This window comes from Roseateles sp. P4_D2, from assembly GCF_056401875.1.
In genome coordinates, this window is the sequence record NZ_JBFUIM010000010.1 from 66,173 (window position 1) to 87,169 (window position 20,997).

The window sequence follows — 20,997 nt, forward strand, 5'->3', positions numbered from 1 at the left end:
GAGACCCGCATGAACTTCGCCTACACCCTCGTCTACGTGTCCGACGTGGCCGCGTCCCTGGCCTTCTTCGACAAGGCTTTCGGCCTCAAGAAGCGCTTCCTGCACGAGAGTGGCGCCTATGGCGAGGTCGACACCGGCGGCAGCGGCACCACGCTCGCCTTTGTGGACCACGCAACCGCCCGTGACAGCGTGCAGCACGACTACGTGGCCGCCGACGCGAGCCCGCAGCCGCTGGGCATGGAGATCGGCTTCACGGTGACCGACGTGCAGGCTGCCTATGACCAGGCCGTCGCCGCCGGCGCCCGCGCGCTGGCCGCACCGGTCACCAAGCCCTGGGGCCAGACGGTGGCCTATGTGCGCTGCCCGGACGGCACGCTGGTGGAACTCTGCACGGCCATGGGCTGAGATTTCCCTTTCACGGGGCGGTTTCGCCCCGGCACGGCGCGCGCCGTGAATAGCTGGTCTTGAGCCAGGGAAGCCAGTGGGGCGCTGATGGCGCCCAGCGTGGCCAGTTCGGCGCCGCGGGTACCGCGGGCCTGGAAGGAGGCGTAGATGGCCATGATGAAGCTCGACCTCGTTGTCGGTGACACGTGTCTTCTGCAAGGGGCATGCCCGGTCCCGCACAATGACCGGTTATGCGCCGCGCAGACCGCCTCTTCCAGATCGTCCAGCTCATCCGCGGACGCCGCCTCACGACGGCCGACTACCTCGCGAGTCGCCTCGAGGTGTCGATGCGCACCGTCTACCGCGACATCGCCGCGCTGGGCCAGCAGGGCGTGCCCATCGAGGGCGAGGCGGGCGTCGGTTACCGCATGCGGGCAGGCTTTGACCTGCCGCCGCTGATGTTCAGCAAGCAGGAGGCCCAGGCCCTGGTCGCGACGGTGCGCATGGCCGAATCGCGGCTGGATGCGGCGTTGGCCCGCCAGGCCGAGAACGCGCTGTCCAAGATCCTCGCCGTGCTGCCGCTGGACGCTCGCGCCGCGGCCGAGAGCCTGGCGCTGTATGCGCCGCTGCCGGCCCTGGACCCGGCCACCAGCGCCCACCTGACGGCCATGCGCGAGGCCACCGAGGACCGCCGCAAGCTCAAGGTCGGCTATCTCGATCTGGGTGGGGTGAAAAGCGAGCGCATCGTGCGCCCGCTGGCCTGCCTGTTCTGGGGCCCGGTCTGGACGCTGGCTGCCTGGTGCGAGCTGCGCAATGACTTCCGCAGTTTCCGCGTCGATCGCGTCGAGACGCTGGAGGTGCTGGAGGAGACCTTCCGCGACGAGGCGGGCAAGACGCTGGCGGACATGAACCGCAAGCGCGAGGCGCAGGACAACGGCGGAGCTTGAAATGGAGCCCCTCGTCCAGTCTCGCGCCGCTGAACGCGGGCGTGCCTGACCGGTCCCCCGAGGGGACGGCGATGCTTGCGGCATCGAGCCGCAAGCACATCGCCTAACGCGGGCCGGCTCGGGAGCGGCCCAGCGCTCGGCCCGCAATTCGACACCAGCATGCCGCCGGCGAGTTAAGTACAGCGCGCGCCCTTGTCCTCAAGCAGCGCGCGCAACAGGGGGCGATGACATCTCGCCTCATCCTCGCAATAGCAACCCACCGAGAAATTCGTCTGCGCCGATAGCGTGGCCAATAGCGACAACGCATGTTGTGCCTCCGGCGCAGCCATCTCCGCGCTGTACTTCTTCTTGAAGATCTTCCACTCGGCGTCTGTCTCAGCCGCCTGGCCGAGCTTCATCGTCTCGACGCTGGGCGCGAGATTGGGGAACCAGACATCGTAGAAGTCGCGTGATGCGAACTCGGCCTTGGGCACGCCACGCGGCGGGCGGCGCACGGTGCCGATGCGCGTGCCTTCGTTCTGGGCGCGCGGGCTGCCGAGCCTGACGATGCGGATGGGCATGGCGGTCGTCCTTTCAGGGCTGGCGCCCCAACACGCGGATCACTTCTTCTTCGGCCACCGGCTTGGCGATGAAGCCGTTCATGCCGGCGGCCAGCGCGGCCTGGCGTTCCTGGTCGAGCACGGCGGCCGTGAAGGCGTGGATGGGCAGCTGGGCGGTGATCGGATCGGCGCGCAGCAGCTGCGTCGCCTTCAGGCCATCGACCTTGGGCATGTGCAGGTCCATCAGCACCCCGTCCAGTCGCCCGGCCTGCTCGCGCGCGAGGCAGACGGCCTGCTCGCCGTCCTCGGCCTCAACGACCTCGGCGCCCAGGCGCTGCAGCAGGGCCGTGATGATGAGGCGGTTGACCGGGTTGTCCTCGGCGACGAGCAGGCGCTGGCCGGCCAGCGGGTAGCGCGGCGGCATCGGGATGCGCTTGCGCGCAGCGGTGTCGTCGATGGTCAGGGCCGTAGGCAGGGCCAGCTCGGCCCAGAAACTGGAGCCGTTCGCGCCGTCGCTCTGCACGCCGACGCGGCCCTGCATGCGTGCGGCCAGCTCGCGGCAGATGGAAAGCCCCAGGCCGGTGCCGCCAAAGCGCCGCGTCGTCGAGTCGTCGGCCTGGGCGAAGGGGCGGAACAGTCGACTCTGCAACTCCAGCGGCACGCCGATGCCGCTGTCCGCGACGACGATGCGCACGCGGCCTTCGCCGGCCGATGACAGCTTCAGCCGGATGTGGCCCCGCTCGGTGAACTTCAGCGCGTTGACGAGGAAGTTGGCCATGATCTGGCGCACCCGCAGCGGGTCGCCGATGACCAGGCGCGGCAGGCCTGGTGCGAGTTCGATCTGCATGTCCAGGCCGCGCTCGCGGCCCAACGCCGCGCAGCCTTCGAAGCCGGCCTGGGCCAGCGCGTGCAGGTCGAACTCGATGGTCTCCAGCTCGAGATGACCCGCCTCGATCTTGGACAGGTCCAGCACGTTGGAGACGATCTCATTGAGCGACTCGGCCGCCGCCACGAGGTGGGCCAGGTACTGCGGCCGGCGCTCGTCGGGCCCGGCCTGCTGCAGCAGCCGCGCCAGGCCCAGCACGCCGTTCAGCGGCGTGCGGATCTCGTGGCTCATCGTCGCGAGGAAGGCGCTCTTGGCGTGGCTGGCGCCTTCGGCCTGCTGCTTGGCAGACCGCAGCTCGCGCTCCTGGCGGCGGCGTTCGGTGACGTCCTCGGCCACCCAGAGCGTCGCGTGGTCGCAGTCCTGGTCGTTGCGGCCTTCGCTGCGGCCGGCCAGCGTCGTTGGCAGGCCGCGGGCGTTGAACTGCACGGTGATGCGCCGGCCATCGGGGCGGATGAAGTCGCGCTCGAATGCCAGTGCGGCGCTGGCGACCTCCTGGGCCGAAGGCAGGCAGGCGTGGCCATCGGCCAGCTGCGGCTCGGTGCCGCCGAAGATCTCCTGCCAGTGGCGATTGACGCGCTCGAAGCGCTCGCCGCGCGTCAGCGCGATGCCGACGCTGGCGTGGTCGAGGATGGCCTCGGCCTCGATGCGCGCGCGCTCGCGCTCGGTGATGTCGCGGGCGATCAGCATGGTGGCCGGCTCGCCCTCCCAGTCCAGCGTTGCGGCCGACACCAGCACGTCACGCCACTCGCCGTGCACCAGCAGGGCGGAGCGGAAGTCGCGCACGATGCCTGACGCGGCCAGCTCGGCGGCCAGGCGCCTGGGCTCGCCGCTGTCGGGCCATAGGCCGAGCTCACGGCCCGAGTGGCCCATCAGCTCGTCGCGCGACAGGCCCACCAGGGCACAGAAGCCGGAGTTGGCGAAGCGGATGCGGCCGTCTTCCATATGGGCCACGCAAATGGCGTCGGGACTGGCGCGCAGCACGCGGTCCAGCATGTTGGCGGTGCGCTGGTGCTGCTGCAGCGCCAGGCGCTCGCCGGTGATGTTGTGGCTGACGCCGCGCCAGCCAATGTGGCTGCCGTTCGCATCGAAGACGGGCTCGCCCGAGCCCAGCGTCCACAGCAGCCGGCCGTCGGGCGCGCGAAAGCCGTTGATGCGGTCGCGGTAGGCGCGCTTGGCGCGGATGTCCTCCAGCAGGCCGGGGTAGTCGGCGTCGCGCACGAGCATGGCGCCGCCGGGCTCGCCCATGCGCAGGAAGTCTTCGCGCTTGTGGCCGGACAGGGCCTCGAACTCATCGGACAGCATGGTGACGCGGAACTTGGCGTCGGCTTCCCAGGCCCAGTTGTGGGCGGCCTGCACGAGGCGAGCCAGGCGGGCCTCCTCGCCGATGGCGCGCGTCAGTGCCGTGCCCAGGATGCGGTTGAGCAGCAGGGCCGAGGCCAGGCCGCTGGTGGCGATCAGGAAGTGGGCGACGACGCGATCGATCAATTGCGGCTGGCGCGGCGCGCTCAAGCCCGGCAGCAGGCCCTGGGCTTCCATCGCGGCCAGCACGCCGATGGCGGCGAGGTAGAGCACGGTCAGCACGGCTGCCGCCGCATTGCCGGCCACGCCGCCGCCCAGCGCGATGACCAGGGCGCCGGCCGCCAGGATGACGGTGTGCACGCCCAGGCCGATATGGGCCGCGTGGGCGACGAGGGCGATCAGCGTGCCGCCGAGGATCAGGGTTGTGGCCAGCCGCGCGCGGCCGGCGCGGCACAGCAGCCAGCCTGCGCCGCTGACTGCCAGCAACGCCAGCCCGACGACGAGGCGCTGGCTGCCCCACAGCGCGCGCAGGCCGAGGGCGGCCTCGCCGGCGCCGATCAGCGCGGCCACGGTACCCACGACGCCGACGATCCAGATCAGCGTGCGCGCCGCCATCTGCTGCAGCGCGCTGCGGGTGTCGCTGGCGTCAGTCGGCACTGAAGCCATTGCGGGCATGCGTGCCGTCGCAGAAAGGTTTGGTCTGGCTGCCGCCGCAGCGGCACAGCCGCGCCTGCGCGACGCGGCAGACCATGCGGCCGGTGCCGCTCAGCACCTCGATTTGGCCGCGCAGCTGCAGCGGGCCGTTGGGCTCGGGCTCGATGTCGATGCGGCCATCGCGCATGGCGGGCATGTCGGTGGGCAGGCCCAGCAGACCGGTCTCGGGCTCGCCGGTCGCGTCGAAGTGGATGTCGTGGTGGCTGCCGTCGCAGAAGGGCTTGTTCTTGCTCGCGCCGCAGCGGCACAGCGTGGCGCGCGTGCCGATGGCCTGGCCGCGCAGCACCAGCTCGCCGCGTATGCCATAGGGGCCGGCCTCGCGCACCGACAGCAAGTTGACCGGCGGCGGCGCCTCGTCGTCCTCGCCGTCCTTGCGGCGGTACTGGATGGCGCCCGAGGGGCAGGCATGGGCGATGTCGACGAGGCGCTCGACGGGCATGGCGTCCGGGTGCAGCCAGGGGCCTTGCACATTGGCGAGGAAGACCTTGGGCGCGCCGGTCACGCAGAAGCGTGCATGGATGCAGCGCTGGGCCTCGAAGCGCAATTCGAGCTTGTCGCCCTGCACGATCTCGATGCCGTCGACGGTCTCCGTGGGTGGCGGGGGCGGTGCTGCCGCGGCAGGTGCTGCGGCGGGCGCAGCGGCGGGTGCAGGCGCGGCGACGGGTGCGTTCAGGTCCAGCCCGCGCTCGGCGCGTTCGCGCAGCGACTGCAGCAGGCGTGCCGCGCGGCCGCTGCGTTCGGCCCCGAGCTCGGCGTGCAGGCTGGCCGCTGCGTCGGCGATCTGGCCCAGGCGTTCGACGACGAAGCGCCGCGCGGCCGGCCCCGGTGGCAACGCTGCCGCGTCGCGCAGGGCGGTGAAGCTGACGCCGGCGTTGCAGCCCGGATTGCTCGCGCCGGCAGGCAGCCGCGCGGCATGCTCGGCCAGCGGTGTGAAGGCGCGCATCAGGCAGATGCCCAGATCCACCATCAGGCTTTTCTCGGCCGACGGCCCGGGCAGCAGATAGCTCTGGGCCAGCAGGCGCAGCATCAGGCCGTAGCTGGCGTTGGCGATGTCCACCGTCGCGGCCGCGGCCGGGTTCTCCAGCCAGACCCGGCCCTCGGGCCGCGGCGGGCGGCGCAGCACCGGGTTGGTGGCGGCCGGCCAGGCGGGCTCGAAGCCCGGGTGGGCGGCGCGCAGCTGGGCCAGCTCCTCGCGGATGGCGGCGAAGCGGTGGTAATGCGAGGTGGCGCTGTCGCTGGGGGCGCCTTCGCCCTGCTGCACGATGGCGTCGAAGGCCGCCAGCGCCGTCTTGGAGCACAGCACATGGCGGGCGCCGCCGAGGTTGAGCTCCTGGGGCCCGAGCTGCAGCCAGCGGTTGCCGCAGAAGGCCACGGCCTCGCCGTGCAGCTCGACAAAGGCGCGCAGGTCGGCGCTCAGCGTGGCGTAGAAATGGCCGACGGTGTCGTAGTCGCGCGCCATCGGCGTGACGCGCGGTGCCGTCGAGCCGCGCGTGAACAGGCGCTCGGCGGCAAAGCCTTCGCCGTCCTCTTCAGCGCTGCCCTCGGGGCGCTCCAGGAAGATGAAGTGCTGCAGCGTCGCGTCATTGAAAGGTGCGAGCTTGACGACGACGCGGGCTGGCAGATTGCCGGGGTCGAGCGGGAAGTTGCCGCGGCCGATGCGCGGCGCGCCGCCCAGCGCCGCCGTGATGTTCCAGACCGCCACCAGGTGGCCCATCTCCTCGATGGCGACAGCGATGATCTCGCGCCGCCAGCGCTCGACGGCCTCGGCCTCGACGGCACCCAGCCCCTCGGCCTCGCCCTGCTTGAGGCTGAAGGCCGCGTAGAGATAGGTGCACATGAGGTTGTGCTCGAGCTCGGCGGCCTCGTAAAGGCTGTGCAGCAGTTGCTCGCGGCTGGGGGCCGCGGCCGGGGTTTGAATCGTCATGGAAGCGCGGCCTGGGACTAGCAGCGCGCGACATTAGCACGCAGTTGCGGGATGTCGGCGGTTGTTCGCGGCTACGGGCCGAGCGCCCGGTCCGCAAGCATCGCCGTCCTCGCGGAACCGATCAGACCGCGCGCGTTCAGCGACGCGAGGCTGGGCGAGGGGCCCACTGCAGGCGCGGCAGCCATGCCAGTGGATCGAAGCGGGCGGCCGGCGCCTCCACCCAGCGGTGGAAGGGCACGGCCAGGCCGTTGGCCAGCAGCCAGGTGGCCACGAGCAGCACCAGGCCGGCTTCGGGTGTCGCGCCCGGCAGATGCGCGAGCAGGGCGTTGCTCAGCAGCAGCACCGGGAAATGCAGCAGGAACAGTGCGTAGGAAGGCGTTGCGGCGCTGGCGAAGGCCGAAGCCAAGGCGGCCGGCAGCAGCTGACGGCCCTCGGCATGGCGGGCCTGCGCCCAGGACAGCCACAACGCCGTGGCCAGCGCCAGGGCGAGGCGGTCGCGCCATTCCACCATCAGCGCGGCGCTCACGGCCACTGCCAGCAGCAGCAGGCCGGCGCGGCGGTGACGCGACAGGCCCAGCCAATGCACGAGGGCGCCCAGGCCATAGGACGCGAAGAAGTAGGGTGCGTAGGCGTCGAGCTCCGGCTGGCGGTTGAACACCCAGGCCGAGGCCAGCGCGGCGGCCGCGACGAGGACGGGGCCGACGACGAGACGGCTTGGATGCCGCCAGCCGCGCCGTGCCAGCCACAGCAGGCCCACGAGCAGGGCAAACAGCTGCAGGTCGATGGCCACATACCAGGCGCCCACGGTCAGCGCTTCATAGCCCAGCACGTCATGCAGCAGCAGCGCGTGAGCGAGAAGCTGGCCGACGCTGATGTCGGCGGGCACCAGCTCGGGCCAGGACGAAGCGATGAGGCCGGAGATGCCCAGTGTCAGGGCCAGCGCCGCCAGGAAGGGCAGCACCAGCCGCAGATAACGCCGCCACAGCAGCTCGGGCACGGCGGCCTGCAGGGCCTGTCCACGCGGCGACAGGCCGCGCGCGCTGAGATAGCCGCCGACGACCAGGAAGATCTGCACCGACATGCGCCCGTACTGATGCATGGCGCCGGCCAGCAGGGGCAGGGCGGCGTGGGCGGCGCGGGCGATCGGCCCGTAGCTGACCAGGTGGTGCAGCACGATGATCTGTGCCGCGAGCGCCTTCAGGACGTCAAGATGGGGCAGTCGGCCGGAGGGACTGGACATGATCAGTGCGGCCCAGCCGCTGGCACGCGCTGACGCACACCCCGGGAGGGCGGCGAGCGAAGTGGGTGCGGGGGCTGTGGATTCATTGCACAAAAAGAACGGGCCTGCGCAGGCAGGCCCGTTGTCTCGGACATGTGAAATTGTACCGGTGGCGTCCTGGGGAAATCCCCATGGTGTTTCAGCTGGTCACGAAGAGGTGCTTGTTCTTTGCAAACCGCCTCACCCAAACCAGCGGCGCAGCCAGGCGCGCAGGCGCTGCAGCGCGTGACGGCGCTCGGCCGGCGCGGCACTTGCGGCGAGGGCCGGCGCGGCGGCTGGCGGATGGCGCTCAACCAGCGCGGCCTGCAGGCGGATGAAGAAGTCCTGGGCCAGCTTTTGTGCCGCCGCATCGACCAGACGCGAGCCGATCTGCGCCACCTTGCCACCGACGCTGGCCGTCACGTCATAGCTCAGCACCGTTTCGCTGGGCGACACGGCCTGCAGCTGGACGAAGGCTTGGCCCTTGCCATGGCCGGCCGCGCCGCCCGAGCCCTCGAAGCCGATGCGGTAGCTCAGAGGCGGGGTCAACTCGGACAGTTGCAGCTTGCCCTTGAACCTGGCCTTCACGGGCCCGATGGACACGGCCATCAACAGGTCAAAGGCGTTGTCGCCGGTCGACGTGAGGGCCTCGCAGCCGGGCACGGCGGCCTGCAGCATTGCGGTGTCGTTCAGCGCGGCCCAGGCCTGGGCCTGGGACACGGGCAGATGCTGCTGGCCGGTCAGATTCATGCACCGATTCTGACCGTCGGCCCGGCCAACAAAAAGCGCTGCCCGCCAGACAGGGCCTGACGGGCAGCGCGGGAGGCCGGGGGCGCTGTTTACTTGACGGTCAGCTGGTTGTCGACCGACTTCACGCCGTCGACTGCCTTGGCGATGGCTTCGGCGCGGTCCTTCTCGGCCTGCGTGGCGACCTTGCCGGTCAGCTGCACATAGCCGTTGGCGTCGGTCTCGACGTGAACCATGGCCAGCGACGAGATCTTGCTGGTGGCGAGCTGCGTCTTGATCTTGGTCGTCACGACCGAGTCCTTGACCCAGGCCTTGGCCGCGCCGGGCGGCTTGTCATCGGCATGGCCGACCAGCGGCGTGACCAGGGCAGCGGCGACCAGCAGCGAAGCGAGTTGCGAAATCTTCATGACTCTTCCTTTCAATCGGAAGCGGTAGCACTGGATGCGCACCGCCGAAACCGAAATCTAAGCAGTGGGACTGCCCGTGCAGGGCGGACGTTGCGCCGCCAGCCTGTAGGACGTGGGCTATCGCTTCAGGGCGTCGAGCAGGCGGTCGATGCTGTCGAGGTCGTGCACCGGCAGATGGCGAGTCACCTGGGGCAGCAGTGCCTTCACGCCCGCGGCGCGCGGCTGGAAAGCCTTGAAGCGCAGCAGCGGGTTCAGCCAGATCAGCTCGCGGCAGCACAGGCGCAGCCGCTCGGCCTCGAAGGCCAGGTGCGAGCCGCCGTCCTCGGCGTCGCGTTCCAGGCCATCGGTGACGAGCAGCACCGTGGCCGCGCCGCCGCCCAGCACGCGGCGCGCCCAGTCGCGGTTGAAGGCGTGCAGGCTCTGGCTGATGCGCGTGCCGCCGGCCCAGTCCGGCACGGCGGCGGACACGGCGGCCAGCGCCGCGTCGGGGTCGCGGGCTTTGAGCTGGCGCGTGATGCGCGTGAGCCGGGTGCCGAAGACGAAGGCTTCAACGACGGGGGCCTCGCCCGCGCCGCCGGCCGGATTCAACAGGCCCTGGGCCAGATGCAGCAGCACCCGCGAATAGCGGCCCATGGAGCCCGAGATGTCGGCCAGCAGCACCAGGGGTGTCGGGCGGCGGCGGGCGCGCTCACGGGTGGGCAGGGCGAAGTCGCACCGGGCCTCGGCGCGCAGCGTGGCGCGCCAGGCGATGCGGCCTTGCGGCGCGGGCGCATGGCGGCGCGTGAGCTGTTGCGCCAGGCGCGGCTGCAACGCGGCGAGGGCCTGGCGCGCGGCGGCCCATTCGGCGGCCGTCATCGTGTCGAAATCGCGCCGCTGCAGCAGCTCGCGGTTGCCGGCGTCCAGACGCGCCTCGATCTCGACCTGCTCGGCGCGCGGCGAATCGGCAGGCGCGCCAGGAAACAGCGCATTGGCCAGGCGCCGGTTCTCGGGTGGTGGCGGTGCGCCCGCACGGCCCTGGGCCTGCGGCAGTAGGAGGGCCATGATGCGGCCGAGCAGGTCGGGGTCGCGCCAGAAGACGTGGAAGGCCTGCTCGAACAGCGGCCGGTGCTCGGGCCGGTCGACCAGGCAGGCGGCCAGCGTCGCCTTGAAGTCGGCACGCGAGGCCAGGCCGCCGGCTTCCAGCGCCTGGGCGGCGAGCAGCAGCCGGTCGGTGCCGAGGGCCAAGCCGGCCGTGCGCAAGACGCGGCCGAAATGCACAAGGTTTTCCGCCAGGTGGTGCCCCTCGGCCGGCGGGTACACCAGCCGATCCCCCGAGGGGATGCATGCCGGCTCGGGAGCGGCCCAGCGCTCGGCATGCGGGTCCACGGCTCAGCCCTCGACGCTCTGCCGCAGTTCTGCAAGCAGCCTTGCGGCCTCGCTCCCCTGCACGCGGGCGATGTCGTCCTGGTATTTCAGCAGCACGCCCAAGGTCGACTGCACCGTGGCCGGGTCCAGGCTGATGGCGTTCAGCTCAATGAGGGCACGCGACCAGTCCAGCGTCTCGGCCAGGCCGGGCAGCTTGTAGAGGTCGAGCTGGCGCAGGCCCTGCACAAAGGCGACGACCTGCGCGGCGAGCCGCCGCTCGATCTGCGGCAGGCGCGCGCTGACGATGGCGAGCTCGCGCGCGGCATCGGGAAAGTCCACCCAGTGATAGAGGCAACGGCGCTTGACGGCGTCGTGGACCTCGCGGCTGCGATTGCTGGTGAGGATGACCAGCGGTGGTGTGGCAGCCGTGAGGGTGCCGAGTTCGGGGATGGTGATCTGGAAGTCGGCCAGGAACTCCAGCAGAAAGGCTTCGAAGGGCGCGTCGGCGCGGTCCAGCTCGTCGATGAGCAGCACGGGCGCGGGCGTGATGGTGAGCGCCTGCAGCAGCGGGCGTTCGATAAGGAAGCGGCGCGCAAAGAGTTCGTCGGCCGTGCGTTCACGTTCGTGTGCCTGCGCGAGGCGGATCTCCAGCATCTGCCGCGCGTAATTCCACTCGTAGGCGGCCGCGGCCAGGTCCAGGCCTTCGTAGCACTGCAGGCGGATCAACGGCCGGCCGAGGGCCGTGGCGAGTGCCGCGGCAATGGCCGTCTTGCCGGTGCCCGGCGCGCCTTCCAGCAGCAAGGGCCGCGACAGGCGCAGCGCGAGGAAGGCGGCTGTCGCCAGCTCGCGCGAGGGCAGATAGGCCTGGGCCTCAAGGGCCTGGGCGACGGCGTCGATGCTGCTGTCCGGAGCGGGATCGGGCACGGCAGGCCTCATGGGTAGTTGGAGCAAGTATGCGGTGGGCTGCGCCTGCTTACATCTGGGCGGGGAAGTTTTGTGCCGCGGGCGGCGTTGTCGGGTTGAGGGACCGAAGCGTCCCGCAGCACTCGATATCCAACGGAGCCCGCTCATGAACACGTCCAAACTCTGCCTCATTGCCACCGCCCTGATGCTGGCCGGCATGGCCCACGCCGAGGAGGTGGCACCGAATGCCGACAAACGCGCCGTCAACCTCGCCGTGCAGCGCGATGGCCAGCGCAATCAGAGCGCGGCGGCGGCGGTCAGCCTGCCCGTGGGTGAGCGCGCCTGGGTGCAACTGGGCGCCGGCCAGTCGCGCAGCCACGACCTGGCCAGTGGCAACAGCGTCAAGCCCCGGCAGGTCGCGGTCGGTGGTGGCGTGGCCGGCAAGGCCTGGCAGGCCAGTGTGAACGCCAGCCAGCGCCGCGACGGTGAGCGCCTGCGCCAGACGGACCTGGCTACAGCGGTGGACTGGCGGCCGGCGGAGGGCGTCAACGTCGGTATCGATGCGGTGAAGCGCAGTGCCCGTGCGCGGGGCACGGTGGCGTCAGGCGGCGGCGCGGCCACGCCGGTCGAGCAGCGCCTGCGGGGCCATGGCCTGGGCGTGCACGGCGCGGTGGCGGTCACGCCGCGCCTGAGCGTCTACGGCGCCGTCATGCGCAACCGCTACACGACGAGCACGACGCAAGCGACGAACAGCGGCGGCCTGCTGGCCGGGGTGCCGCTGCTGGGCAACCGCGTGACGGCCATCAACCGCGACGAGGCGGCGCTGGACCGCAGCCACCAGCTCGGCGCCACCTACCGCGTCAGCGAGCGCGTGGCGCTGAACGGCGAGGTGATGCAGGACCGGCTGCACGATGGCGGCAACCTGCGCAGCGTGCAGATGAAGGCAGCCATCGCCGCGGGGGCTGGCTGGACCGTCACGCCAGGCGTCGGCCGCAGCCGCGGGCCCCAGGGAGGCGTGAACTACGGGTTGCTGGGGGCGAGCTACGCGTGGTGAGGCTCTAAGCTTGGGTCTTCACCCCATGGAAGCCCTGTTATGAACTTCGCCAAGATCGTCGGCGTACTCCTCCTCATCGCCGGCGCCGCCAGCCTGGCCACTGGCGGTTTCAGCTACACCAAGGACAGCACCGTCGTGAAGCTCGGGCCGCTGGAGCTGTCGGCCAAGCAGAAGGAGGAAGTCAATCTGCCGGTGTGGCTGGGCGTGGGCGCGATTGCGGTCGGCGGCTTGCTGCTGGTGTTTGGCGGGCGCAAATGAGGGCCACGCCTGACGACATCCTTCGCTTCTGGTTCCAGGAGATCAAGCCTGCGCAGTGGTGGACGGTGGACACCGCTTTCGACGAGCAGGTCCGCACGCGCTTCGGCGCCCTGCACGAACAGGCCAAGCGCTGCGAACTCTTTGCCTGGCGCGCGGTGCCCGAAGGTCGGCTCGCCGAGGTCATCGTGCTGGACCAGTTCGCCCGCAACATCCACCGCGGCACGCCCGGCGCCTTCGCGGCCGATCCGCTGGCCCTCGCGCTGGCGCAGGAGGCCGTCGCTGCCGGTGCCGACCTGGCCCTGCCGGTCGAGCAGCGCGCCTTCCTCTTCATGCCCTATATGCACAGCGAATCCGCCGTCATCCACGCGGCGGGCGAGCCGCTGATGAAGGAACGCGCGCCGCAGGGCACGCACGACTTCGAGCTCAAGCACAAGGCCATCATCGACCGTTTCGGGCGCTACCCGCACCGCAACACCATCCTTGGCCGCGCATCGACGGCCGAGGAGGAAGCCTTCCTGAAGCAGCCGGGATCGAGCTTCTAGACGTCGAGCTGGTAGACCGTCGCGGCCGCGCGCTCCTCGGCGCTGTGGCCGGCGAGGGCCTTGTTCCATTCGGGGCCGGAAGCGCCCGTCGACGACGACGCGTTGCGCGTCATCACGGCGACCTCTTCGGTGCTGGCATCGAATTCGCCGACCTGCTCGCGGCTGTCCAGAAAGAGCTTGGCGACCGGGCCGCCGCTTGACGCGATGACGATCAGGTAGCGGGACACCTGGCGATGCTCCTGCTGGTTGTGCCGTGACGGCAATTCGTGACCGAAGCCCTGGCTCATCTGGCCTCCTCGCCTGGTTGCAGGCTGCTCAAGTGCCGCCATTGTGCGCCGCCTGCCGCCTCAGCAACCCGGAAGACCAGGTGGCCTGGACATGATTCAATACGGGAAGTGGAACCGATTCCAAATAGCGACAACCAGAGACCTGGCGAGGAAGAGACATGCAGTGCAAGCGAGCGATGGTGGCCGTGCTGGCCCTTGGTCTGGCGGCTCCGGCCTTGGCGGTTGAGGTGCCGGACTTCGGCCCCAACGTGCATGTCGTCGACCCGGCGACGCCGGGCCTGCAGGCGCTGATCGACGGCATCTACGCCGCCCAGCAGCCCAACCATTTCGGCCCGCGCCGCGACGCCATCCTGCTCAAGCCGGGCACCTACCAGGACTTGCGCATTCCGGTGGGCTTCTACACGCATGTGCTGGGCCTGGGCGAGCATCCCGACGACGTCCACGTCATCGGCGACCTGCGCTCAACGGCCTTTCTGGATGGCGACAACGCGACGCAGAACTTCTGGCGCGGTGCCGAGAACTTCTCGGTGACGCCGACGCCGGGCATCGGCGACAACACCATGCAATGGGCCGTGTCTCAGGCCATCCCGTTCCGGCGCATGCATGTGCGCGGCAACATCCGCCTGAACCAGAACAAGGGCTGGGCCAGCGGCGGCTGGTTCTCGGACGTGCTGGTGGATGGCCAGGTCAACTCGGCCACGCAGCAGCAATGGATCTCGCGCAACAGCCAGTGGGGCAGCTAGACGGGTTCGAACTGGAACATGGTTTTCGTCGGCGTGGCTGGCGCACCCGACGGCGAATTTCCGACGCCGGGCCAGCGCTTCACCAAGATTGCGAAGACGCCGCTGGTGCGCGAGAAGCCCTGGCTCTTCATTGATGCCAAGGGGCAGTACGCCGTGCGAGTGCCTGCCTTGCGGCGCGACAGCGCGGGCATCTCGTGGGCGAATGGCGCCGTGGCGCCCGGCAAGACGCTGCCCATCGGCCAGTTCTTCATCGCCAAACCCGGCGACACAGCGGCGACGCTGAACGCCCAGCTGGCCGCCGGCAAGCACCTGCTGTTCACGCCGGGCGAGTACCTGTTGACGCAGACGCTGCAGGTGAAGCGTTCCGGCACGGTGGTGCTGGGCATCGGCTTCCCGACGCTGCGCTCGGACAACGGCCAGCCGCTGGTGAAGACGGCGGACATGGACGGGCTGACGATCTCGGGCCTGTTCCTCGACGCCGGCAAGCAGGACTCTGGCGTGCTGATGGAGGTGGCGCCGGCCGGCTCAAGGAAGCGTCACAAAGCCGACCCCATCGTGCTGCACGACCTGTTCTTCCGCATCGGCGGCGCGGCGGCCGGGCAGGTGGACACGGCCTTGCGCATCAACGCCCACGACACCGTGATCGACCACACCTGGATCTGGCGCGCTGACCATGGCGAGGGTGTCGGCTGGACCAGCAACCCGTCCGCCCACGGCCTGTGGGTCAACGGCGAGGACGTGACCATTTATGGCCTTTTTGTCGAGCACTTCCAGAAGGAGCAAGTCGTCTGGCAGGGCAATGGCGGGCGCGTCTACTTCTACCAGTCCGAGATCCCGTATGACCCGCCGACGCAAAGCCAGTGGACGAGCCCGACCGGCCGCGGCTATGCGGCGTACAAGGTGGCCGACACGGTGACACGCCACGAGGCCTGGGGCCTGGGCGCCTACAGCGTCTTCCTGAAGCCCGACGTTGTGCTGGACCGCGCCTTCGAGGTGCCAAATCCAACAAAAGCGCCCGGCGTGCGCTTGCGCCACATGATCACCGTCTGCCTGGTGGACAAGGGCAGCATCGAGCGCGTCATCAACGACGCGGGTGACTCGGCGCGCTGCAAGGGCGGCAGCAATACGGCGACGCTGAAGGACTATCCCTGAGGTGTCGGCGTCGTCCGACAGTGCATCGCGCTGTCGGACACTGTTTGTCACATGCTGCCGACCTTAGCCTGGGCCCATCTCAAACCAAGGAGCGCGCCATGGGTGCCACCAAGATCATCGCCATCCTGCTGCTCGTCATCGGCGCGGCCAGCCTCGCAATGGGCGGCTTCAGCTACACCAAGGACAAGACCGTCGTGAAGCTCGGCTCGCTGGAGGTCTCGGCCAAGGAGAAGGAAACGGTCAATGTGCCGGTATGGCTGGGCGTGGGCGCCATCGCCATCGGCGGCCTGCTGCTGGTGTTCGGCAGCCGGAGATAAAAACGGGCGCCCGAAGGCGCCCATGCTGATGCTGCCGAAGAGAAACGGTCAGCCCGCCTCTTTCGCGAGGCGCTCTTCGATGCGCGCCTTGACGGCCGGCAGCGCGGCCGGCAGGTGGAAGGCGAGCTGGGCGAACAGCTCGTCGTGCAGCTTCATCTCGGCCTGCCATTCGGCGGCGTCGATGCGGGTCACGGTGTCGAACTTCTCCGGCGAGAAGTCCAGGCCATCCCAGTTCAGGTCGGTGTAGCCGGGCGTCACGCCAAACACATGCTCCTGGCCGCCGCCAGTGCCTTCCAGGCGGTCCAGCATCCACTTCAGCACGCGCATGTTCTCGCCGTAGCCGGGCCAGACGAACTTGCCGTCGGCACCCTTGCGGAACCAGTTGACGCAGTAGATGGCGGGCAGCTTGGCGCCCGAGGCTTCAAGCTTGGCGCCCAGGTCCAGCCAGTGCTGGAAGTAGTCGGCCATGTTGTAGCCCATGAAGGGCAGCATGGCGAAAGGGTCGCGGCGCACGATGCCCTGCTGGCCGGCGGCGGCGGCGGTGGTCTCGCTGCCCATGGTCGCGGCCATGTAGACGCCCTCTGTCCAGTCGCGGGCCTCGGTCACCAGCGGCACCGTGGTGGAGCGGCGGCCGCCGAAGATGAAGGCGTCGATGGCCACACCGGCGGGGTTGTCCCAGTTGGCGTCCAGCGCCGGGTTGTTGGTCGCAGCCACGGTGAAGCGGGCGTTCGGGTGAGCGGCCTTGGCGCCGGTTTCCTTGGCGATCGCGGGCGTCCAGTCCTTGCCCTGCCAGTCGATGGCGTGGGCGGGCGGTGTGTCCGTCATGCCTTCCCACCAGACGTCGCCGTCGTCGGTCAGCGCCACGTTCGTGAAGATCACGTCGCGCTCCAGGCTGTCCATGCAGTTGGGGTTGGTGTGCGAGTTGGTGCCCGGGGCGACACCGAAATAGCCGGCCTCGGGGTTGATCGCGTACAGGCGGCCATCGGCGCCCGGCTTGATCCAGGCGATGTCGTCGCCGATGGTGGTGATCTTCCAGCCGTCGAAGGCGGCAGGCGGGATCAGCATGGCGAAGTTGGTCTTGCCGCAGGCGCTCGGGAAGGCGGCGGCGACGTGGTACTTCTTGCCCTGCGGGTTCTCCACGCCCAGCACCAGCATGTGCTCGGCCAGCCAGCCTTGGTCGCGGCCCATCGTGGACGCGATACGCAGCGCGAAGCACTTCTTGCCCAGCAGCGCGTTGCCGCCGTAGCCCGAGCCATAGCTCCAGATCTCGCGCGTTTCAGGGAAATGGACGATGTACTTGGTCTTGTTGCAGGGCCAGCTCACGTCGGCCTGGCCTTCTGCCAGCGGTGCACCCACGGTGTGCACGCAAGGCACGAAGTCGCCATCCGTGCCCAGCAGCTCGATGACGGCGCGGCCCATGCGCGTCATGGTGCGCATGTTGACTGCGACGTAGGGGCTGTCGCTCAGTTCCACCCCGATGTGGGCGATCGGACTGCCCAGCGGCCCCATGCTGAAGGGCACCACATAGAGCGTGCGGCCGCGCATACAGCCCTTGAAGAGGGCCGGGGTTCCGTCAGCTTGACCGGTCTGCAGCAAACTGCGCATCTCGGCTGGGGCCATCCAGTTGTTGGTCGGGCCGGCGTCTTCCTTCTTGGCGGAGCAGATGAAGGTGCGGTCCTCGACGCGGGCGACGTCGCTCGGGTCCGAGTTGGCCAGGTAGCTGCCAGGGCGCAGCGCGGGGTTGAGTTTCTTGAAGGTACCGGCGGCGACGAGCTGGTCGCACAGCCGCTGGTATTCGTCGGCGCTGCCGTCGCACCAATAGACGTCGGCGGCCTCCGTGAGCGCCGCGATCTCGGCCACCCAGGCAATCAGCCGGGCGTTTTTGACATAGGCGGGCAGGTTCAGCCGCAGCCCCTGCATGGCGGGTTGGTTCATGGCGAAAGCTCCAATCATGGGAATGTGTTTGGGGCAGCTGGCGAGCTGGCCCAAGCACACCGAACCTGAGGAGGTGCATTGTCGAATCCAATGTAATCACGCCGTAACCACCGGGATCGGTGGGGGTCATGCAAAACAGGAATAACACCATGCCAGCGCGGCCGCGCGGCTCACGGCGGTGGCGAAGTGGGGCTAGGGTTTGCGCGAAGAGTGCGTGAAACTTGACGCAACTTCCTGGGTCGTCTGTCGAAGTTCATTCATCTCTGAACTTTGTTCATTGAATGCTGAACTTTGGCAAGACCTCGGCGAAGTCTCACTCGGTCCGCACGCTGCTGATGGCAGAGCCCAGCGCGGCTTCAATGGTCGTTGCACCCCTCCAGCGGGGCTCCACCAGTTGATAAGCGCCTAGGATGGGCGGCCCATTCGGCTCTAAAGCTGGATGTGCAGCAGCGATCCCGCTGCTCGGCCGGGCGTTGTTGTCACGGCCCGAAAACTTTACCCTGTTGACAACTTTGTTGATTACCTGTTGATAAGTTGCCTGCATTCTCGCCTAAGGTGTTGTTTAAACAGAAGTTATAGGCCCGCTGGCAGCCATCATTGAGAAGTGCTTGTCCGGAAGTTTTGGCAGATAAGTCCTTGATTTGATTGGATAAAGCCCTTACCTTCGCTCCAAAGAACATGCCTGGGCTCGCCGATTGCTCTGCTAGTGAGCCTGATTTTTTGGAGAGGAAGATGAACACCAAGCCCCTTGTGAAGACGCTAGTCACCGTTCAGACCGTGCGTGCCGCGAATGGCAAGGTGATGGGCCTTTCGCACGGCGCCGCTGCACCAGTGGCGCCAAGCATCCGGGTCAGCGAAAAACTTGGCAGCGTGAGCGTGGCGCGTGCAGGTCAGCTTGCCATGCAGTCCGCTAAAAAGTGACCACGCCTCCATCCAATCAACCGGCCCCATCTTTGGGGCCGGTTTTACATCGTACGTACTCGTCCCTTGTTCAGGGCGATGTCGACCTAATCGGTCATATCGCTTACGCCCTGTACAAACGAGACAAACTGAAGTTTTGTGATCAATACGAAAAGGCGGCCGGGCGGCAACCTACCCGGGAGGAGTTGGACGTTTTCATCCGCGGCTGCAACTTAGACACCCGTCTGTCCGGCTACCGAAGTGAGGCAGAAGTTTTATTGGAGCGCTTTGCCGAGTTTCAGCTTGAAGAAGCGGTGGCGCAGCTGGAAGATGACTACAACACCAAGCTGCGAACTAAGCTGCAAGAGGGCAAGTCTTGGCTTCGAGTAATTGGCGAGGCGCTTGTTGGCAACGTTGCCGTAGCGCTCGTCTGGGCGACCCTTGTATTGGTTTTCTACGTGAACAAAGTGGGTGGCGATCGCGTCTTGAAAGAGATTTCCACGTTGGACGTCAAGTCAGACGCGCCAGCCCTCGGCGCGCCAAGCGCTGCGCCATCGGCTCCTAAATAGTCGTACCACCCCACGAAGCCCACTCTTGGCGGCTGCGTTGCGCTATGGGGAGAACTGCCAAATCCTCGTCGACGGCACGTTCCTAGCCTCGGCTAAAGGGTGCAAATACCGGGCTCGAAATAACGGCGTGAGACAGCATTTCCCAAAAATGCTCAACTGTCGGCCCGCTCAAATTCAATATCTGATTTTCCACAACGGCAGGAGGCCGGCTGAAAAGCAGGTTGCCGTCCGAGTACCAAACGGCCACTGGTTCGCCTTCCAGGTCGGGATTGCCGAGTGTTATCTCTAGCAAAACGTCGTTCAGATTCCAGATCACGGGACGCACAGCGACCGGAAATTTGACCCCGAGGAACGTGTAAATGTGCTGACCTCCGTCTGCGGCAATGCTGCCGTAGACATCGAAATGATCTGGCCTAGTGACCATCCATTTAAGGGCATTGGCCCAGGCCTTAGTCAGCTGATCGTGCTTGTACCTAATCCGGGTGCATAACTCGTAGCTCATTGATTCACCTCTCAACGACCATACGTCGTTCTCCTGCTGCCGTCAGCTCGCCGTGTGGTGCTGCCTAGTCGAGCGCAATCGTCGGGGCGGCGCACGCCGATTGGGTCAGCGGCGCATTGCTGGATTTCTTGACCATCGGTCAATGATGCATGCGCTCGCGCTGTGATGACGTGTCAGCCCGCGGGAAGCAGGGACCTTTGTGTCTACTACAGGAGTCAATCAACGTATTCGTCAACCGACCCTAATTCACGAATCTCGCCTGACGTTAGTTTGAACGCATAGCCGTATGAATTCTGAATTTTGTGCACTAACGTGTGGCACGCATTGCATAGTGAAATGAGGTCAGAGTCGTTCTCTCTGCCAAGGCGCTCATAACACAGATGGTGTACGCACTGGGCAGTTTTGATGCAAGATTGGCAGGAATATCGGTCTCGCTTGAGAATGCGATCGCGCGTATTAAGCCACTGGGGCGAGTCGTAGTATTGGCCGAACGTCGTGTGATCCGTGATCTGCAATTTCCCCTGCATCCAATCCAGATCGCGCCGCAAGCGGAATTCGCTCCGAGCTGCTTTCCATGCGGTGATGTATTCGTCTGACCATGCATCGGCTTTTTGGGTAAGCGCCTTTTCTAAGTGTTCGTCGAACAGTGGTAGATCGTCAATATTAGGGATTTGCTTCTTTGACTTGGCTCTAATGTATGCGCCGCAGAATTCGCATTGTTCTACGATCGCCAAGCCGCTCTTTAATCTCCGGGTAAGCCTTAGGCGGGGATGTTCGCAGTTACCTACAGAGAGTGGCTTGGGGTTGTCAGCGACATACGCGGCCCTAAACCCAACGTCATCGAACTCTGGTACTCCCTCTAGCGCTGGAAGCGAATTGTGGAGCTCTTGGTACTTTTTTTGCCAAGATTCATATTCAACATAAAAAAGAGCGCTAAGTGAGTCGTCGAAGACAGGCAGTTGCTGCCAATTCGGGAAATCATTTTTCCTTAAGTCTTTGATCTCAGAACCACACGCCATACATTGCAGACGAATGTGTTGAGTGCCGTCGACAAAGAATCGCCTCCTGATTTCTTGTTCGGTATGGTGGCATGTCGGCCGTGAAGGCTGCGGATTGTTGCGTAGAAACTCTATCAGCTTCCAATCTCGACTGGATACGAAAACGTCAAAATCTCGAGATTCAATTGCGCACTGGCTTTCGAGCGTAGCCAGATCTGAGCGCACCTTATCCAAGCTTTCGGACGTTGCTGGGCGCGCCGAGTGTTCATAGGGAAGGCTAAGCAATTCCCGTGAAAGACGATCCTCGGATGCCTTTAGTTCTCGATGAGCAATCAGATACTGGTCGACATTTGTCAGAGAATTCTTGATATTCATGGCGGCCGAAGAT

The 20,997-nt window shown here is 67.2% G+C and carries 23 protein-coding genes; 10 read left to right on the forward strand and 13 right to left on the reverse strand.

Annotated features, from left to right (window positions below; genetic code table 11):
- Positions 1–9: 9 nt before the first annotated feature.
- Together AC1DW0_RS18575 and AC1DW0_RS18580 are read left to right on the forward strand one after the other, a co-directional pair.
- Positions 10–405, forward strand: coding sequence for a VOC family protein (locus AC1DW0_RS18575; RefSeq protein WP_457320849.1), 396 nt, complete (start codon positions 10–12; stop codon positions 403–405).
- Between the two features lie 230 nt (positions 406–635).
- Positions 636–1,331, forward strand: a complete 696-nt coding sequence (locus tag AC1DW0_RS18580; protein ID WP_056200736.1) for a helix-turn-helix transcriptional regulator — start codon at positions 636–638, stop codon at positions 1,329–1,331.
- Between the two features lie 173 nt (positions 1,332–1,504).
- Here the strand turns inward: AC1DW0_RS18580 and AC1DW0_RS18585 are convergent, their stop codons facing one another.
- The 8 genes from AC1DW0_RS18585 to AC1DW0_RS18620 all read right to left on the reverse strand — a co-directional run bounded on the left by AC1DW0_RS18585 (position 1,505) and on the right by AC1DW0_RS18620 (position 11,373).
- Positions 1,505–1,891, reverse strand: a complete 387-nt coding sequence (locus AC1DW0_RS18585; RefSeq protein WP_477947284.1) for a DUF488 domain-containing protein — start codon at positions 1,889–1,891, stop codon at positions 1,505–1,507.
- Positions 1,892–1,904: 13 nt separating this feature from the next.
- Entirely contained in the window at positions 1,905–4,721 is a 2,817-nt protein-coding gene (locus AC1DW0_RS18590; protein ID WP_457352201.1) for a PAS domain-containing hybrid sensor histidine kinase/response regulator, read from the reverse strand.
- Positions 4,702–6,693 carry a ferritin-like domain-containing protein gene (locus tag AC1DW0_RS18595; RefSeq protein WP_477947286.1) on the reverse strand — a complete coding sequence of 664 codons (1,992 nt, stop codon included), beginning with the start codon at positions 6,691–6,693 and terminating at the stop codon, positions 4,702–4,704. The genes AC1DW0_RS18590 and AC1DW0_RS18595 overlap by 20 nt, the downstream gene beginning before the upstream one ends.
- A gap of 136 nt (positions 6,694–6,829) precedes the next feature.
- Complete coding sequence (locus AC1DW0_RS18600) at positions 6,830–7,933, reverse strand: acyltransferase family protein (RefSeq protein WP_477947288.1); 1,104 nt, start codon at positions 7,931–7,933, stop codon at positions 6,830–6,832.
- A gap of 219 nt (positions 7,934–8,152) precedes the next feature.
- Complete coding sequence (locus AC1DW0_RS18605) at positions 8,153–8,701, reverse strand: SRPBCC family protein (protein WP_457389885.1); 549 nt, start codon at positions 8,699–8,701, stop codon at positions 8,153–8,155.
- 89 nt (positions 8,702–8,790) lie between these two features.
- Positions 8,791–9,105 (reverse strand): BON domain-containing protein, encoded by a 315-nt coding sequence (locus AC1DW0_RS18610; protein WP_056200713.1) that lies wholly within the window; start codon positions 9,103–9,105, stop codon positions 8,791–8,793.
- A gap of 117 nt (positions 9,106–9,222) precedes the next feature.
- Positions 9,223–10,470 (reverse strand): vWA domain-containing protein, encoded by a 1,248-nt coding sequence (locus AC1DW0_RS18615; protein WP_477947291.1) that lies wholly within the window; start codon positions 10,468–10,470, stop codon positions 9,223–9,225.
- Positions 10,471–10,473: 3 nt separating this feature from the next.
- Complete coding sequence (locus AC1DW0_RS18620) at positions 10,474–11,373, reverse strand: AAA family ATPase (protein WP_477947293.1); 900 nt, start codon at positions 11,371–11,373, stop codon at positions 10,474–10,476.
- A 145-nt stretch (positions 11,374–11,518) separates the two neighbouring features.
- Between AC1DW0_RS18620 and AC1DW0_RS18625 the strand changes: the two genes are divergently transcribed.
- The 3 genes from AC1DW0_RS18625 to AC1DW0_RS18635 are packed head-to-tail and all read left to right on the forward strand — an operon-like array spanning position 11,519 to position 13,206.
- Positions 11,519–12,406 carry a hypothetical protein gene (locus AC1DW0_RS18625; protein ID WP_457320834.1) on the forward strand — a complete coding sequence of 296 codons (888 nt, stop codon included), beginning with the start codon at positions 11,519–11,521 and terminating at the stop codon, positions 12,404–12,406.
- 39 nt (positions 12,407–12,445) lie between these two features.
- Complete coding sequence (locus tag AC1DW0_RS18630; RefSeq protein WP_056200707.1) at positions 12,446–12,664, forward strand: hypothetical protein; 219 nt, start codon at positions 12,446–12,448, stop codon at positions 12,662–12,664.
- A complete protein-coding gene (locus AC1DW0_RS18635; RefSeq protein ID WP_457320832.1) occupies positions 12,661–13,206 on the forward strand; it encodes a DUF924 family protein in 546 nt (181 codons plus the stop codon). The genes AC1DW0_RS18630 and AC1DW0_RS18635 overlap by 4 nt, the downstream gene beginning before the upstream one ends.
- Here AC1DW0_RS18635 and AC1DW0_RS18640 read toward each other — a convergent pair.
- Positions 13,203–13,493 carry a hypothetical protein gene (locus AC1DW0_RS18640; RefSeq protein WP_477947296.1) on the reverse strand — a complete coding sequence of 97 codons (291 nt, stop codon included), beginning with the start codon at positions 13,491–13,493 and terminating at the stop codon, positions 13,203–13,205. The genes AC1DW0_RS18635 and AC1DW0_RS18640 overlap by 4 nt on opposite strands.
- Before the next feature lie 158 nt (positions 13,494–13,651).
- Here AC1DW0_RS18640 and AC1DW0_RS18645 point away from each other — a divergent pair, with 158 nt between their 5' ends.
- From AC1DW0_RS18645 to AC1DW0_RS18655, 3 genes are all read left to right on the forward strand, one after another.
- A complete protein-coding gene (locus AC1DW0_RS18645; RefSeq protein ID WP_477947298.1) occupies positions 13,652–14,236 on the forward strand; it encodes a hypothetical protein in 585 nt (194 codons plus the stop codon).
- An 18-nt stretch (positions 14,237–14,254) separates the two neighbouring features.
- Positions 14,255–15,388: a hypothetical protein gene (locus AC1DW0_RS18650; protein WP_477947300.1), complete on the forward strand. Its 1,134-nt coding sequence runs from the start codon at positions 14,255–14,257 to the stop codon at positions 15,386–15,388.
- 98 nt (positions 15,389–15,486) lie between these two features.
- Positions 15,487–15,705: a hypothetical protein gene (locus tag AC1DW0_RS18655; protein WP_056200702.1), complete on the forward strand. Its 219-nt coding sequence runs from the start codon at positions 15,487–15,489 to the stop codon at positions 15,703–15,705.
- Positions 15,706–15,753: 48 nt separating this feature from the next.
- Here AC1DW0_RS18655 and AC1DW0_RS18660 read toward each other — a convergent pair whose 3' ends face one another.
- Entirely contained in the window at positions 15,754–17,640 is a 1,887-nt protein-coding gene (locus AC1DW0_RS18660; RefSeq protein ID WP_056200699.1) for a phosphoenolpyruvate carboxykinase (GTP), read from the reverse strand.
- Between the two features lie 479 nt (positions 17,641–18,119).
- The gene (locus AC1DW0_RS18665; RefSeq protein WP_477947302.1) at positions 18,120–18,380 is read right to left on the reverse strand and encodes a hypothetical protein; all 261 of its coding nucleotides are present in this window, start codon (positions 18,378–18,380) and stop codon (positions 18,120–18,122) included.
- On the opposite strand from AC1DW0_RS18665, the gene AC1DW0_RS18670 reads away from it, so the two are divergent.
- Both AC1DW0_RS18670 and AC1DW0_RS18675 read left to right on the forward strand, forming a co-directional pair.
- The gene (locus AC1DW0_RS18670) at positions 18,373–18,561 is read left to right on the forward strand and encodes a hypothetical protein (RefSeq protein ID WP_477947304.1); all 189 of its coding nucleotides are present in this window, start codon (positions 18,373–18,375) and stop codon (positions 18,559–18,561) included. The genes AC1DW0_RS18665 and AC1DW0_RS18670 overlap by 8 nt on opposite strands.
- Entirely contained in the window at positions 18,558–19,109 is a 552-nt protein-coding gene (locus AC1DW0_RS18675) for a hypothetical protein (RefSeq protein ID WP_477947306.1), read from the forward strand. Before AC1DW0_RS18670 ends, AC1DW0_RS18675 begins: the two co-directional genes overlap by 4 nt.
- Before the next feature lie 82 nt (positions 19,110–19,191).
- Here AC1DW0_RS18675 and AC1DW0_RS18680 read toward each other — a convergent pair whose 3' ends face one another.
- The gene (locus AC1DW0_RS18680; protein ID WP_477947308.1) at positions 19,192–19,611 is read right to left on the reverse strand and encodes a hypothetical protein; all 420 of its coding nucleotides are present in this window, start codon (positions 19,609–19,611) and stop codon (positions 19,192–19,194) included.
- Positions 19,612–19,826: 215 nt separating this feature from the next.
- Positions 19,827–20,984: an HNH endonuclease gene (locus AC1DW0_RS18685; protein WP_477947310.1), complete on the reverse strand. Its 1,158-nt coding sequence runs from the start codon at positions 20,982–20,984 to the stop codon at positions 19,827–19,829.
- Between the last annotated feature and the right edge of the window lie 13 nt (positions 20,985–20,997).